Source organism: Mycobacterium sp. Dal123C01 (genome assembly GCF_052566995.1).
The window spans coordinates 3402572-3416971 of record NZ_CP199580.1 but is presented as its reverse complement, the minus strand read 5'-3'; the positions used below and the strand labels follow the sequence as shown (position 1 = coordinate 3416971).

General features: G+C 64.5%; 16 protein-coding genes. 9 read left to right on the top strand and 7 right to left on the bottom strand.

What is annotated here, in order from left to right; translation table 11 throughout:
- Positions 1-2: 2 nt before the first annotated feature.
- On the bottom strand, positions 3-440 hold the full coding sequence (locus ACTXG5_RS16115; protein WP_445159759.1) for a hypothetical protein: 438 nt from the start codon (positions 438-440) through the stop codon (positions 3-5).
- A 157-nt stretch (positions 441-597) separates the two neighbouring features.
- Between ACTXG5_RS16115 and ACTXG5_RS16110 the strand changes: the two genes are divergently transcribed.
- Positions 598-1452, top strand: coding sequence for a sulfurtransferase (locus ACTXG5_RS16110; RefSeq protein ID WP_445159758.1), 855 nt, complete (start codon positions 598-600; stop codon positions 1450-1452).
- Positions 1453-1460: 8 nt separating this feature from the next.
- Here the strand turns inward: ACTXG5_RS16110 and ACTXG5_RS16105 are convergent, their stop codons facing one another.
- On the bottom strand, positions 1461-2312 hold the full coding sequence (locus ACTXG5_RS16105) for a 5'-methylthioadenosine/S-adenosylhomocysteine nucleosidase family protein (protein WP_445159757.1): 852 nt from the start codon (positions 2310-2312) through the stop codon (positions 1461-1463).
- A gap of 105 nt (positions 2313-2417) precedes the next feature.
- Here ACTXG5_RS16105 and ACTXG5_RS16100 point away from each other — a divergent pair, with 105 nt between their 5' ends.
- Positions 2418-3215: an alpha/beta hydrolase gene (locus tag ACTXG5_RS16100; RefSeq protein WP_445159756.1), complete on the top strand. Its 798-nt coding sequence runs from the start codon at positions 2418-2420 to the stop codon at positions 3213-3215.
- Position 3216: 1 nt separating this feature from the next.
- On the opposite strand, the gene ACTXG5_RS16095 is transcribed toward ACTXG5_RS16100, so the two are convergent.
- Together ACTXG5_RS16095 and ACTXG5_RS16090 are read right to left on the bottom strand one after the other, a co-directional pair.
- Complete coding sequence (locus ACTXG5_RS16095; RefSeq protein WP_445159755.1) at positions 3217-4476, bottom strand: cytochrome P450; 1260 nt, start codon at positions 4474-4476, stop codon at positions 3217-3219.
- A 4-nt stretch (positions 4477-4480) separates the two neighbouring features.
- Positions 4481-5080, bottom strand: a complete 600-nt coding sequence (locus ACTXG5_RS16090; protein ID WP_445159754.1) for a TetR/AcrR family transcriptional regulator — start codon at positions 5078-5080, stop codon at positions 4481-4483.
- A gap of 113 nt (positions 5081-5193) precedes the next feature.
- Here ACTXG5_RS16090 and ACTXG5_RS16085 point away from each other — a divergent pair, with 113 nt between their 5' ends.
- From ACTXG5_RS16085 to ACTXG5_RS16060, 6 genes are all read left to right on the top strand, one after another.
- A complete protein-coding gene (locus ACTXG5_RS16085) occupies positions 5194-5976 on the top strand; it encodes an SDR family NAD(P)-dependent oxidoreductase (protein WP_445159753.1) in 783 nt (260 codons plus the stop codon).
- The gene (locus ACTXG5_RS16080) at positions 5973-6845 is read left to right on the top strand and encodes an LLM class F420-dependent oxidoreductase (RefSeq protein ID WP_445159752.1); all 873 of its coding nucleotides are present in this window, start codon (positions 5973-5975) and stop codon (positions 6843-6845) included. The genes ACTXG5_RS16085 and ACTXG5_RS16080 overlap by 4 nt, the downstream gene beginning before the upstream one ends.
- Entirely contained in the window at positions 6845-7567 is a 723-nt protein-coding gene (locus tag ACTXG5_RS16075) for a hypothetical protein (RefSeq protein ID WP_445164447.1), read from the top strand. The genes ACTXG5_RS16080 and ACTXG5_RS16075 overlap by 1 nt, the downstream gene beginning before the upstream one ends.
- A 98-nt stretch (positions 7568-7665) precedes the next feature.
- Entirely contained in the window at positions 7666-8184 is a 519-nt protein-coding gene (locus ACTXG5_RS16070; RefSeq protein ID WP_445159751.1) for a lipoprotein LpqH, read from the top strand.
- A 59-nt stretch (positions 8185-8243) separates the two neighbouring features.
- The gene (locus ACTXG5_RS16065) at positions 8244-9233 is read left to right on the top strand and encodes an alpha/beta fold hydrolase (RefSeq protein WP_445159750.1); all 990 of its coding nucleotides are present in this window, start codon (positions 8244-8246) and stop codon (positions 9231-9233) included.
- Between the two features lie 44 nt (positions 9234-9277).
- Positions 9278-10489 carry an MFS transporter gene (locus ACTXG5_RS16060; RefSeq protein ID WP_445159749.1) on the top strand — a complete coding sequence of 404 codons (1212 nt, stop codon included), beginning with the start codon at positions 9278-9280 and terminating at the stop codon, positions 10487-10489.
- A gap of 12 nt (positions 10490-10501) precedes the next feature.
- On the opposite strand, the gene ACTXG5_RS16055 is transcribed toward ACTXG5_RS16060, so the two are convergent.
- Together ACTXG5_RS16055 and ACTXG5_RS16050 are read right to left on the bottom strand one after the other, a co-directional pair.
- Positions 10502-11704: a cytochrome P450 gene (locus ACTXG5_RS16055; RefSeq protein ID WP_445159748.1), complete on the bottom strand. Its 1203-nt coding sequence runs from the start codon at positions 11702-11704 to the stop codon at positions 10502-10504.
- Positions 11705-11719: 15 nt separating this feature from the next.
- The gene (locus ACTXG5_RS16050) at positions 11720-12409 is read right to left on the bottom strand and encodes a TetR/AcrR family transcriptional regulator (RefSeq protein WP_445159747.1); all 690 of its coding nucleotides are present in this window, start codon (positions 12407-12409) and stop codon (positions 11720-11722) included.
- A 190-nt stretch (positions 12410-12599) separates the two neighbouring features.
- Here ACTXG5_RS16050 and ACTXG5_RS16045 point away from each other — a divergent pair, with 190 nt between their 5' ends.
- Positions 12600-13385: a spirocyclase AveC family protein gene (locus ACTXG5_RS16045; protein WP_445159746.1), complete on the top strand. Its 786-nt coding sequence runs from the start codon at positions 12600-12602 to the stop codon at positions 13383-13385.
- A 5-nt stretch (positions 13386-13390) separates the two neighbouring features.
- Here ACTXG5_RS16045 and ACTXG5_RS16040 read toward each other — a convergent pair whose 3' ends face one another.
- Positions 13391-14365, bottom strand: coding sequence for an LLM class flavin-dependent oxidoreductase (locus ACTXG5_RS16040; protein ID WP_445159745.1), 975 nt, complete (start codon positions 14363-14365; stop codon positions 13391-13393).
- Positions 14366-14400 lie beyond the last annotated feature (35 nt).

The window sequence follows — 14400 nt, the reverse complement described above, 5'->3', positions numbered from 1 at the left end:
CGCTAGAAGTCGGAGGCGACCCAAGCGCCCGGCGGATATGGCGGAACGTGGCCGGCGAAGGCGCCATCGGTGAGACTGCACAGTGTGTCGGTAATGGTTCCCGCGTTCGCCAGCACCGTCGGCGCGCCACCCGGTAGGACGCGCGCCACCACCGCTTGCCAGAAATACCCGGCACCACCGTGCTCGTACCAGACGAACCAGTCCGCGTCCCGATTACCGGCACGGATCAGCCGCCGGAACGGCAGGCTCGGATCGTTGACCGCATCCGTGGCGTTGAACGGTGCACCGACGTCCGCGATCGACGGGAACAGTTTCAGGAGCGTCGGCGGCAGTTCAGAAATGCTGTGCACTTCCCGCACGGGTGTCACTAACGTGCATTGCGTATTTGGCATCGCATTGGCCGGGATCGCCGTGACGGCAGCGAGTGCGACGCCCGCCACGAGACACCCCGTGAGAACCCGTCGCATCACGATGCACCACCCACGCCGACTCCCTGTTTGCTCGGCCCCTACCCGGGAGATTACGCCGCCCTTTGCTGCGCGGAAACGCTTTCCATCAGGCGGCTAGGCTCGTTACAGACAACAAGGAGGTGAGCCGGTGGAAGCGCGCGACCAAGTGCTGATCACCGCCACGGAGCTGGCCGACCTGATCGAGGCCGGCGATCCGCTGACCATATTGGACGTCCGTTGGCGACTCGATGAGCCCGACGGTCAACCGGCGTATCTGGAAGGTCACCTACCCGGTGCGGTGTATGTGTCACTCGACGAGGACCTCAGCGATCACACCGTCGCCGGCCGTGGCCGTCACCCGTTGCCGTCGGGGCGAAGCCTTGAGGCCTTGGCGCGTCGCTGGGGTATTCGGCAAGACTCGCTGGTCGTGGTCTACGACGACTGGAATCGTGCCGGTTCTGCTCGGGCATGGTGGGTATTGACCGCGGCTGGGCTCTCAAAGGTACGCATCCTGGACGGCGGACTGAGCGCGTGGCGGTCGGCCGGGCGAACCCTCGAGACGGGTCCGGTCACCCCGCAGGCGGGGAATGTGACTGTGCCGCATGATGATTTGTATGCCGGAGCTCGGCCCACCCTGACGGCCGAACAAGCCGGCGCGGGCGCCGTGACGCTGCTCGATGCGCGAGCACCGGAACGCTATCGCGGCGACGTTGAGCCTGTCGACGCGGTGGCCGGTCACATCCCCGGTGCGCGGAACCTGCCCAGCGGTTCCGTCCTGGCGGCCGATGGCACATTTTTGGGTGACTACGCGCTCGCCCAGCAGTTGGCCGACCGCGGCCTCGACCAGGCAGGCCCGTTGGGCGCCTACTGCGGCTCAGGAGTTACCGCCACCATCGCGATCGCCGCGCTGGCGGCGATGGGTCGCGAGGCGGCGCTGTATCCGGGGTCGTGGTCCGAGTGGTCTGCGGATCCGAGCCACGCCGTCGCGCGCGGCCCCGAATAGCGAGCACGTCACACTCCGGACCAGTTCTGCAGAAAGGCCGCCGTCACTCGCGCGGCGTTGGCCGCGGCGACCTTCTGGTAGACGAAGAATTGAAACGGGAAGCCGGGCAGGTGAAGCGGATCACCCGGCCCGTCCGACATGCCGCGGATACCGAGGAACGGGACGCCATGCGCGTCGGCGACGGCCTGGACCGCCGCGGTCTCGTTGTCCGTCGCGTCGAAGGCCGGATCCGCGGACGACACGATCTTCGCGTTACTGATCAGACCGTGCTTCAGCCACGGCCACGCTGCCTGGAAGAAGTTACCGGTGTAGAAAAATGAGCGGTCGGGCGCCTTTCGGGGCTGGCAACCAAACACTTTGCCGCCGTGGGGGATACACGGGAATGCTTGCCCGTTGTTGTTGTCGTAACTGCAGCCGTCGCCGCCGCACACCAGTTGCGGCTGGTGCCAGCTGGCTCTGATGCTTTTCAGTGCGACGGCAAGGTTCTCGGCAGCGGCCAGCATGCCGGGATCGACCGGGTGGAATGTCGTGCCGTTGTCCTGTGTCCAGCGCGCCGGTACGGCCACATCGGCGAGACCGGTCCGCCCGGCACCGCCGGCGACACCCGAAAACACCACTGCGTCAATACCACTGGGGAAACGGGCTAACGCGGTCTCGGTGAACCTGGTGGCGTTGACCATGCCGATGCCGGTCATCGCCACGATGACTTTTCTGCCGCGGACCGAGCCGAGATAGAAATGCCGACGCTCGGCGACCACCACCGGATTGGGATCCAGCGCGGTGTGGGACAGCATCGCATCGGCCTCGGCGGGAAAGGCCGTCAGGACCAGTGTGCGCTGTTCGGATGAATCCACCGTCACGTCGGGCAACTCCTCGGGTTCGGCGGCGCTCTGCCAGTATCGTCCTTCTTACCTCGCTAGGGGTGGCCACGGGCTAGTCTCAGCGCGCGACAAAGGAGTTTGCCCATGCTTGAGGTGATCGACAAGGGACCGGGCCGCGATTCTGCAAAACCGCCGGTGCTGTTCGTGCATGGCGCCTGGCACGGAGCCTGGTGCTGGGACGAATATTTCTTGGATTTCTTCGCCGAAAAGGGCTATCGGACGTTGGCGCTGAGCCTTCGCGGCCACGGAAACAGCTCTGCACCAAAGTTCATGCGGTTGTGTTCAATCGCGGACTTCGTGGACGACGTCGCATCGGTTGCCAACAGCCTTCCCGAACCACCGGTCGTGGTCGGCCACTCCCTGGGCGGCTTCGTGGTGCAAAAGTATCTGGAATCGCACGACACTCCGGCCGCTGTCCTGCTCGCCTCCGCACCCCCGAGCGGGATTACCGGATTCTTGCTGCGCCGGTTCAAACGCCACCCGTGGCTCACCGGGGCAGCCCTGGCCAGAACGCGATCATTGCGCGGTATTGGCGGTACGCCCGAATTGGCCCGCGAGTCTTTCTTCTCGGCATTGGCTCCCGACGCCGACGTGGCGCGCTACACCGCGCTGCTTGACGAGGAGTATGCGTTCAAAATCGCACTCGACATGTTGTGGCTGAACTTGCCCAAGCCAAAGCTTGTCACCGCCCCGCTGTTGGTTCTCGGGGCCGAAGACGACTTCTGCTTCACGCAACGGGAAGTCCATTCGACCGCAACGGCATACCGGACCGAAGCAGAATTCTTCCCGAAAATGAGCCACGACATGATGCTCGACCCCGGCTGGGCCGCTGTGGCCGAAAGAATTCATTCGTGGCTGGAAAAGCGTGACCTCGCCCGGTGAGTCACCCGGTACTACAGGGCAGACGTTTGATGCCGTGGAAGAACGAGGAGCGTAGCCGGACGGGAGGCCCAGTGACCGTCAGGCCCGGCACATTCGGGTACAGCTCTTCGAGCAGGACACGCAGTTCCAGACGGGCCAGCTGAGCGCCGAGACAGAAGTGCACTCCCCCGCCACCGAATGCGGCGTGACCGGCGTCGGGGCGGGTGACGTCGAACTCGTCGGCGCGATCGAACACCTCCTCGTCGCGATTCGCCGACAGATAGTGCAGCAGTACCCAGTCACCGGCGGGGATGTGTTGCCCGCGGATATCGACGTCGCGGGTGACGGTACGACGAAAGTGCATCACCGGCGTTGCCCAGCGCAGCAGCTCCTCCACCGCGGGCTTGACGGCGTCGGCGTCGCGGGCGAGCAGGGCCTGTTGCTCGGGGTGTTCGGATAGCGCCAAGATGCCGTGGCTCAACGTATTGCGGGTGGTTTCATTGCCGGCAATCGCCAGCAACAGGAAGAACTCGTTCAGCTGGTCGCGGTTGAGCTTTTCGCCGTCGACCTCGGCGGCCAGCAACGCCGACAGAATGTCGTCGGTGAGCCCGTGCTTGCGCCGATGTTTCACCAATTCACCGCAGTAGGAGAACATTTCGGCGGCAGCCTGCCCAAGGGCTTCCGGGGTCGGAGCATAGTCGGGGTCTTCGATGCCCAGGCTTCCGATGGCGTTGCTCCACCGGAAGACCTCCATCCGGTCTTCGGCGGGCACCCCGAGCACGTCCGCGATCACCTGCAGCGACATCTCCGCCGAAATGTCTGGCACGGCGTCGAATTCGCCCTTGGCGGTGATGTCGGCGACGATGTCGCGGGCGACTTTCCGCATTCGCGGTTCCAGTCGCTGCACATTGCGCACGGTGAAGCCCTGGTTGATCAGCTTGCGGTAATGGACGTGACGTGGCGGGTCGATACCGGGCAGCAGCGCCGAGTTCGGGCCCGCCTCGACCTCGACCAACGTGTTGCCCTTGCTGCTGGTGAAGGTGTCGGTATCGCGGCTGACGAGTCGCACGTCGGCATGCTTTGTCAGCAGCCACGCTTTGGGTAGCCCGGGTAACTGCACCGGGTGCACCGGTGCATCGGCCCGCAACCGGGTTAACGCGTCGAACGGGGCACCGTGGACAAACGTGTCGGGGTCGAGCACCGCCGCGGCATCGCGATCGGAAGCCGTCTGCTGGTTCTCGACGACCAGGGATCCCAACACATTGGGCTTCGGAATGTTCATCGGCTCACTCGTCCTCCCGCGAGGTTGACTTGATTCCGGCAACGACCACATCCAGTCCGGCGCGAAAGTGGGTCGCGGTCTGGCGTCTGGCGCGGGGTGTGGCGGCAGCGGCGCGTGTTTCTTCCAGAGCTATCGAGCCCAGCAGATACGTGTACAAAACCGTATGAGCCGCCGCTGCAGCCCCTTTCGCGAGTCCCGCCTCAACGAGCAGGGAGCGGCTGTGCCGATCGAGCCGACGGGCAGGCTCATTCCCGACGCTGTTTTGCAGGATGCCGGCGACGCCGGGAACACCCAGGATTATTTCCCTGGCAGCACAGTAGAGGTCGGTGAGCCTGGTGTCCCACGGTCCGGTTTCGGGTAGCGGGATCTCCGCGAGTATCGACTCGGCGACCAGCTCGAGAGCCGCCTGCTTACTCGGAACGTGGTAGTACACCGAGGGCACGGCGGCTCCGAGTTCGACGGCGAGCTCGCGCATCGTCACGCGCTGCACGCCCACGCGCCGCGCCAGATCACGCAAGGCGACCACCACCTCGTCGCGATCGAGTCCGCCGTACGCGCGGCGCGCACCGGTCAGCGTCGCGACCTGATTCCCCGTGGCTACCACAACATCACTCCCCCGTCAGATTCGATCATTGTTCGAAAGCAATTCGAGCATCGTTAGAATCTACCCGGTATCGGGCCGCCGCAACCAAACATCCGCTGAGTAATATCTGCGTAATGACGGACCGGTTAGCGGGCAAGGTGGCGATCATCACCGGGGCGAGCACCGGCCTGGGACCGGTACTGGGCTCGGTGTTCGCCCGCGAAGGGGCCCGAGTGCTGCTCGCCGCCCGACGCGAAGAGCTGGTCCGCGAAGCCGCAGCGGCCGCCGGGAACGGCGCCATCGCGATACGAGCCGACGTCACCAACGAGGATGACGTGGCCGCCATGGTGGCACGCGCGGTCGCCGAGTTCGGACACGTCGACATCCTGTGCAACAACGCCGCCGCACCAGGACAGGACCGCTGGATCTGGGAGCAGACGCTCGACAACTGGAACGCCACGATCGCCATCGACGTCACCGCCGCGATGCTGTGCACCCGCGAAGTGCTCAACCAGTCGATGCTGCAACGCCGCCGCGGCGTCATCCTGAACTTCTCCTCCACCGTCGGATACACCGGGATGGTCCGCAAGACCCACTACGTCACCGCGAAGGCATCACTTCGCGCGTTCACTAAATCCGTTGCGCTAGAGGTCGGTCCGCACGGCATCCGCTGCAATTGCATCGTGCCGGGCGTCATCGACACCGAGCTGTTTCACCGATGGCTGCAACGCACCGCCGACGAACAGGGGATTGACATCGCGGACTTGCGCGCGAAGTCTCTCAAAGGCGTCGCATTACAGGACATTTCCTCACCTGACGATGTCGCCAACCTGGCGTTGTTCCTGGCCAGCGACGAGAGCCGAACCATCACAGGGCAATCGATCCCTGTCGACGCCGGAGGGTACATGCAGGGATGAGCACCCCGCGCGCAAAGCTGTCGGTGTCAACGCCAGTGGTGATCACGCTGCCCCAGAGCGGCAGCTGGGAGCTGGACGCCTCGATCGAGGACCTGACTCAGATCGCCGAAACCGCAGACCGGCTGGGCTACCACCACCTGACCTGTAGCGAACACATTGCGCTGCCGGCAGCCGGGCAGGAGCGCAACCGGTACTGGGATCCGCTGGCGACGCTGAGCTACCTGGCCGCACGCACCCAGCGAATAAGGTTGGCCACCAACGTGCTGGTGCTCGCCTATCACCACCCGCTGGAGATCGCCAAGCGCTTCGGCACGCTGGACAAGATCAGTAATGGCCGGCTCATTCTGGGGGTCGGTGTGGGCCGTCTCAGGGAAGAATTCGACCTCCTCGGCGCTCCCTTCGACGACCGCGGACCGCGCGGCGACGACGCGCTCCGAGCGCTGCGGGCGTCGCTGTCGGTTCCCGAACCCGCCTACCACGGCGAGTTCTATTCGTTCGGCGGCATGGTCGTCGACCCGTGCGCGATCCAGGAGCACGTCCCGATCTGGGTTGGTGGGCGCACGCTGCGGTCGCTGCGCCGGGCCGCGACCCTGGCCGACGGGTGGGCCCCTTTCAGTGTGACGCTGCAGCAGGCCCGAGAATGGCTGAGCCGCTTCGACCTTCCGACCGGGTTCGAGGTGGTAATGGCGCCGGCACTACTGGATCCGATCAATGAACCCGAACGCACCCGCGACATCCTCGCCGATAGCGCCGCGCACGGCGTCACCAACGTCAGGGCCGTGTTCACTCATACCTCGCTGCAGCATTACCTGGAAAACCTGCAGGCCCTCGCCGAACTTCACCCACCTGACGGTGCAGACTCCGCGTGATCCCAGTCAGGGCAGGTATTTTCAGCCTCACCGAACCAGCCGACGATGAAAGCGGTTATCTGCGTTGGCACCTGCTCGACCACATGCCCGAGCAATTCCAACTCCCCGGCATCGTGCACGGGTTGCGCTGGATCGCAGACGGTGACTACCGCGACCATCGTCTTGCGGCCGACGGGCCGCTGGGTGAGATCGGCAATGTCGTGCATTACCTGGTCCGTGACCCCGTTGAACAAACCTTCGACGACTTCGTGACACTTGGGCGCGCACTGCGCGAGAACGGTCGCTTTCCCGTCGCCCGGCCGCTACTGCAAATCGCGGGGCTACGCCTACTGCAGTGGCACTCCTCGCCGCACGCGCTCATTTCGGCTGAGGTGGTGCCGTTCCGGCCGCACCGCGGAATCCTGTTGATCGTGGAAGACCCCACCGATGGCCGCTCGAACGAATGGTTGCAATGGCTGCACGCCGAACACTTTCCGGCCCTGCTCGCCACACCCGGCACCGCGGGCGCATGGACATTCGGTTCGAGCACCGGATGGAGTCATCTACCCCGCGGTTGGCGAACCGATCACCAATACATCACCGTCGTTTACCTCGACGACGACCCACTCGCCACGACGGCCGCCTTGGCCCCGCTCGTCGAAGAGCGCTGGCGATCGCAGGCGGTGCGACCCGTATTCGCCGGTCCGCTGCGCACCATGATCAGTTGGGAAGCTTGGCCGTAACTCGATGCGCGTGCTGTACAGCGCCTTCCCGCGGCTACGGTGGGCACGGGGCGGTGCGCACCCGCAACGGCCCGGGCGACCTTCTGGGAGGACCTGCGATGAAGAATCCGGACGCTCGGCGGCGACTCGGCCTCCGTGTTGCCGGGCTCGGCATAGTCGTGTTGGTGGCCGGTCTGACGGGCTGTTCCAGCAAGGGTGGTGGACCCGCATCGCCCGCGAGCTCGAGTCCCGCTCCCTCGAGCACAACCGTCATGCTGGACCAGCACTCGCACACGATGACCTCGAAAGTGGACTGCACTAGTGCGGCCTCAGCACCGAAGGCAACGCCACCGGAGTCGGGAGATCTGACGACGCGCATCAGCGTCCACGACGATTCAGCGTCGGTGTCATTCGCCGTGTCTGACGAAAGACCGCCGAACGTTGACGGCTTTTCGATTTCACTCAAGCTCGGAAACGGTGAGTACCAGCTGCCTTATCAACCGACCCAATCCGCGAACCAGGTGGTGGTCACCAAAGAGGGCAAGAGTTACACGATCACCGGCAGCGGTCAGGGGACGACACCCGGCCAAAGCGGTATGCGACAAGTCACGTTCGGGATACACCTGACCTGCCCGTGAACACCCGCTTGGCCAAACGCTGGTTGTCTAACGACGCTCGCCTCTGAGATGCTGGCAGCTTGGACATCTTCGCGGAGTGGCAACAAGGCAGTATCGAACTTCGCTGGCGGTCGACTACCGCCGCCAACAGTGGGCAGGAAGTCGCGGTGTTCAGCCGCCGCTGCGGCACACCCGGGGCACCGCCACTCGTGCTTGTGCACGGCTTTCCGACGTCGAGCATCGACTACTTCGAGTTGGCGCATGAACTGAGCTCCGATTTCGACATTTACCTGTTGGACTTTCCGGGTTACGGAATGTCCGACAAGCCACCGGAGCCCTACGTCTATTCGCTGTACGACGACGCACGGCTGCTCGTGCACGCGATCACCGACGTGTGGAAGCTGACCGGATTTCGAATGCTCACCCATGATCGCGGCAGCAGTGTCGGCATGGTCGTGCTGGGCATGTTGGCGGCGCTGGACCCGCCGGCGGTCCCGCTCGACCTCATCTTGACGAACGCCAACATCTATCTCCCACTGGCGAATCTCACGCTGTTCCAGACCGCGCTGCTCGACCCGGAAACAGGTCGAGCCACCGCGGAAGCGACCACACCGGAGACCCTGGCGGCCGGCATGGGCGCCAGTACCTTCATGCCGAGAAGAAAATTGACGGACCCCGAAATCGCCGCGCTGGCCAAAAGCTTTGCGCACAACGACGGAATCCGGGTGCTACCCGACACGATCCAGTATCTGAACGAGCGCGCCGCGGACGAAACCAGTTGGCTTGAGGCGCTTTCCAACAGCCAGGTGAACACCACCGTGGTGTGGGGACTGCACGACAACATCGCGCCGCTGCGCGTCCCCAACCACGTCTGGCAGACATATCTCAAGGAAAAGCCCGGTCGAAACCGCTACTGGGTGGTGCCGGGCGCCGATCACTATGTTCAGTGCGACGCTCCCCGGCAATTAGCCCAGATCGTTCGTCTCACTGTCCAAGACGAGGACATTTCGCTGCAGACACTCGGGCACCAGCCCGACGGCGCGGTTCTCGTCGATCAAAGCATTCTCTAAGCATTACGCTCGCCGGTTTTGCCGAACCATGGTTATGTCACGGTGTGACCGCAGATTCTGCAGACCGACGCTGGCTGACTCGCGGCGTTGGAGCCGTCGGAGCGACAAGCTTCTTCTCCGACGCGGGCCACGAAGTGACCACCTCGGTGCTACCTTCCTTCCTCACTGGCACCTTGGGGGCGTCCGCGGCGGCGCTCGGCATCATCGACGGACTCAGCGAAGCGCTCATCGGCGTCATGAAGCTGGTCGGCGGACCAGCTGCGAACAACCCCGAACGGCGCGGACGGATCGCGTCCGGCGGTTACCTGGCCACGGCCGTGGCGACCGGACTGATCGGCGTGACGGTCACGGTATGGCAGGCCGGCGTCTTTCGCGCGCTGGCCTGGATGTCTCGCGGCGTGCGGTCGCCCTCGCGCGACGCCTTGCTGGCGTCCCTGAGCCCAGAGTGGGCGCGCGGCAGAACATTCGGGCTCGAGCGCGCCGGCGACAACCTCGGCGCGGTGGTGGGCCCGCTGCTGGCGGCCGGGCTGGTGGCGTGGCTGGGCATTCGGCCCGCCCTCTGCCTGGCCGCGATTCCGGGTTTGTTCGCGGCCGTAGCGATCCTGATCGCCGCCCGCGAAGCCCGTCGCCGGAACCAGGCCGGCGACCGTCCGGTCAGGCGGCGATTCGAGTTCGGCGCGCTGCGCGATGCGGGCATGCTCAGGGCGCTGCTGCCGGTGGCGCTGTTCGAATTCGGCAATGTCGCAACGACTCTGCTGATCCTGCGGTCTACCGAGTTGCTTACCTCGCCGCAACGGACAGTGACCGCGGCGACGTCGCTGGCGATCCTGATATACGCGGCCCACAATGCGGTAGCGACGGCGGCGTCACTGGCCGCGGGGCGATGGTATGACCGGACCGGGCCACGCGCGGTATTCGCCACCGGTGCGGCCGTCTACGTACTTGGCTACCTGGTCTTTGCCGCCGGCACGCACAGTGCGCTGGTCATCGCATTCGGCTTCGCGCTGGCCGGGGCGGGCATCGGACTTGCCGAGCCGACCCAATCGGCCTTGGTGTCCCAGCTACTGCCGGATCGCTTGCGCGGCAGCGGATTCGGCGTTCTGGGTGCCGTCCAGGCCACCGGCGACGTGGTTGCGACGATCGTCGCTGGCGTGCTTTATACGGTCGCCTCGCCCGCGGTTGCCTTCGGCTATGCGGCCGCGTGGATGGTGTTCGCGGTCATCGCCTCGGGCATGTTGCGCCCGGCGAGGGCATGATCGCCGTCTGCTTCACCCCACGACGACAGGCAAGCGTGCCCACCCGCGCACGCTCGCGGTGTGCGCTCGTTGGGCGTTGGCATAGTCGACTTCCCAGTCGGGCCAGCGCTTCAACACTTCCTCAAAGGCCACCCGAGCTTCCAGCCGGGCCAGCGCCGAGCCCAAGCAGAAATGCAGCCCCTGCCCGAAGCTGAGGTGGCTGCCGCCGCGGTGGATGTCGTAGCGATCAGGATCCGTGAACTGGCTTTCGTCGCGGTTGCCCGATGCATTCAGCAACAGCATGTACGACCCCTCGGGAAGCACGCGACCATAGAGCTCGGCCTCTTTGGCGACATAGCGTGCCTGCACCGGCGACGGCGGTTCGTAGCGCAGGGTCTCCTCGATCGCGCCGGGGATCAGCGACGGGTCGGCGGCAAGTTCGCGCCGTTGATCCGGATGATCCGACAACAGTTGTCCCATGAAACCGATTAAGCGAGCGGTGGTTTCGTTGCCGGCGCCCGCGATCATCGCGGTGTAGGACAGCACCTCGGTGCGTGACAGCGGGCGCTTCGTGCCGTCGGGCTCGTCGACCTCGGCCCGCAGCAGTTCGGTCATCAGGTCATCGGATGGATGACTGGCCCGCCATTCGATGTACTCGGCGAACAGCGCAATGGAACTCGCAAAAACATTCGCATCGACCTCGGCGGGGTCGCTGTCCTTGGTCATCTCGATGTTGGCGACGCTGCGGTCCCGGATCTTCTCTTGATCTTCTTCGGGGATGCCCAACAGGTATCCGATGGTGCGCATCGGCATCATCGCGCCAAGGTTGGCGATGAAATCGAATCCACGCTCGCCAACCAGAGGATCAAGCTCGCGGACACAGAATCCACGCACCATCTCCTCTACCGCCAACATGCGCCGGGGCGTGAAGACCCGGGACAGCAGTTTGCGATGCAGATCGTGCAACGGGGGGTCTTCGAACAGCAGAATGCCGGGTGGCACTTCGATATTCGCGAATAGGATGTCAGCGGTGGTCCCGCGACCGGACCGATACGTCTCCCAGTTATGCAATTCACGCGCCACGTCAACGTAGCGACTCAGCGCGTAGAAGTTGTACTTTTCGTTGTAGTACAACGGCGCTTCCTCACGCATCCGCTTCCACACCGGATACGGGTCCGAGTCGATCTCGACATCGAATGGGTCGTAATACAACTCAACGGCGCTGGGGCTTGTCATCGTCGGATCCCTAAGTCAGTCGTTTCGGTGCAAGAAGCCGTGCAAGAGGGCCTGAACGAGTTCCTCAACGATCACCTCCCTGGGCGGTTGTTTGTTGCCGAAGTAAGTCGAACGCAAAGCGGCCATGCCCGCGATCATCGACACCGTCGAATGCGCAGGCAGATCGGGATGGTCCGACCGCAGCCCCCGCAACTGCATACCTTCAACACTGATCTGACCCAGCACCGTTATCGCCCGCCGGATCTCGGCAATACCGGCGTCAGCTTGTTCCTCGTCGCTGAGAGTCTCGGATGCCATCAGCGTCAGTAGCAGACCCTGGTGCTCGACGAACACGTCGTAGAGCCGCGACACAAAAAGCCGCGTCAGCTCCTGCTCGTCGGTCTCCTCGGGGACCAACGATTGCCAGGTGCGGCCGAATTCGTCGACAAAGCTCACGAAGGGCACCACGAGCGCCTCGCGGAACAGCGCTGCCTTCGAACCGAAGTTGCGGAATAGCAGGTGTTCGGTGACGCCGGCGGCCTGGGCGATCTCGCGCGTGGTGGTGCTGCGATAGTCCTGACCGGCGAAGAGCGTCCGGGCGGCATCGAGCAGCAGTCGGCGCGGCTCACCGCGCGGACGACGCGCGACCGTCGCCGGTATCGGCTGCTTAATTGCTCGCTGGGGCACCGATATCCACTCCTCCCAAACAGCCTTACGGCCGACCATCTTGGGGATAGTATCCACTACCTAAAGAGGATAGTATCCACTATCTTAAACAAGCACACGCATCGGAGGGTGGCACCATGGGCGCTGTCATCATGCTCGGCACACTGTTCGGGCTGATCGCCTTGATTTTCGGGCTGGTACTTCGCTTCGACCCCGAGGCTCGCCGCGGGCCGGGCGAAGAGAGCCAGCAGTGAACACCCAAATGACGCCCGCAATGGCGGGAGCGATGTACTTTGCCTACGCCAGTAGCACCGTGTTCCTGCTCGTCGGGATCTATCTGAGCTACCGTCGCCGGCGCATCCACCCCCTGCTGCTGCTCAGCCTCGCGGCGATCTCGTTCTCCTGGATCGAGTCACCATACGACTGGGCGATGTACGCCCAATTTCCGCCCGCGCTGCCCCGCATGCCGTCGTGGTGGCCGATGAACGTCACCTGGGGCGGGCTGCCTTCCTCGGTGCCCATCGGCTACGTCTCCTACTTCGTGATTCCCGGCCTGACCGGCGCCGCCCTCGGACGTTGGCTGAGCGCAAAGTTCGGCTGGCGCAGGCCAATCACCCTCCTCTTGGTCGGCCTCGCCGTCGGTGTCAGCTGGGCGTTGTTTTTCAACGCCTTCACGGGGGCCCAGCTCGGCAACTTCTACTACGGCTACGTGATTCCGGGCCTCGCCATCTTCGAGGGGACCAAGCACCAGTACCCGCTCTACGACTCCCTCGCCATGGGCATCCAGATGATGGTCTTCACCTATCTGCTGGGGCGGACCGATTCCGAGGGACGAAATATCGTTGAGGCGTGGGCTGACAAAAGAACGAAGAGTCGCGTGCAATCGTCGGTGCTGTCCGTCGTCACCGTGATCGTCTTCGGAAACCTGTTATACGGCGCGGTCTTCGCGCCCCATCTCATGACGAAACTCGCCGGTCTGGTGACGGTGGGGCCGACGGAGCAGTTGTACCCCGGTGTGCCGAACCAACCCAAGTAGGGTCGTTACGACAGAGCCTGCGGCAGCACGACTTCGCCGACGCGCTTGAGGTACGGCCATGCGATTTCCGGTGGCAGCCCGCCGCACAACGGCGACAGGTTCAGCATCTGACCCGCTTTAACCCGCGAAACCGCTTCGGGGACAGAGATAATCACGTGTGAGGAAGGGTTGTCACGGAGCTCCTCGACGGTTTTCACGTGGCTGAAGCCGGCCGTCGTCTCGTCCCCCGGATTCCATGCGGCATAGGTTCGCACGTCGTGCAGCAGGTGCTCGCCGATCTCTTTCCACGCCTGATCCACGTCGTCGGCGACGAACACGACCGACGGGGTGTCGCGGCTGGGAAACATCGTCGTCCCGGGCTCATGACCGTGCTCGCGGCACGCCTCCTCGTAAGCCTCGCGAATGCCGGGGGCGTTGGCGTTACCCAGCATGCCCAGGCCGTACCTGCCGGCCCGACGGGCCGCCGCCAACGTGCCGCCGCCCCACATCATCGACGGACCGCCCGCGGTCAGCGGCGCGGGCGTCACGTTGATCCGGCGCCCGTCTTCTTCGACGGTTCCTTCGGCCAGCAGTCGGCGCAACAGCCCCAGCTTCTCGTCGGCAATCCGGCCACGCTTTTTGATGGCCAAGCCGAAGTGCTCGTACTCCTCGGGCCGATACCCAAGAGCCAGCGTGTAGATGGCCCGCCCACCGCTGATGATGTCGAGGACCGACATGTCCTCGGCCAGCCGCACCGGGTCATAGAACGGCAGAATCAGAATCAGGTTCATCGCCAACCGCTGCGTGCGCGCCGCAATCGCCGGCGCCAGGATCATCGGCGACGGTAGGTAGCCGTCCTCAGACCCATGGTGCTCGCACAGCACGGCGGCCAGGCCGCCGTGATCTTCGGCCCAGGCGCACATCTCGGGCACCGCGGCGTACAGCGCGGTGGCGGGCGCACCCCAGGACGGGGCACGCATATCAAAGCGCAACGTGTACACGGCGACTCCTAGACGGGCTAATCTTTGTGCACGTA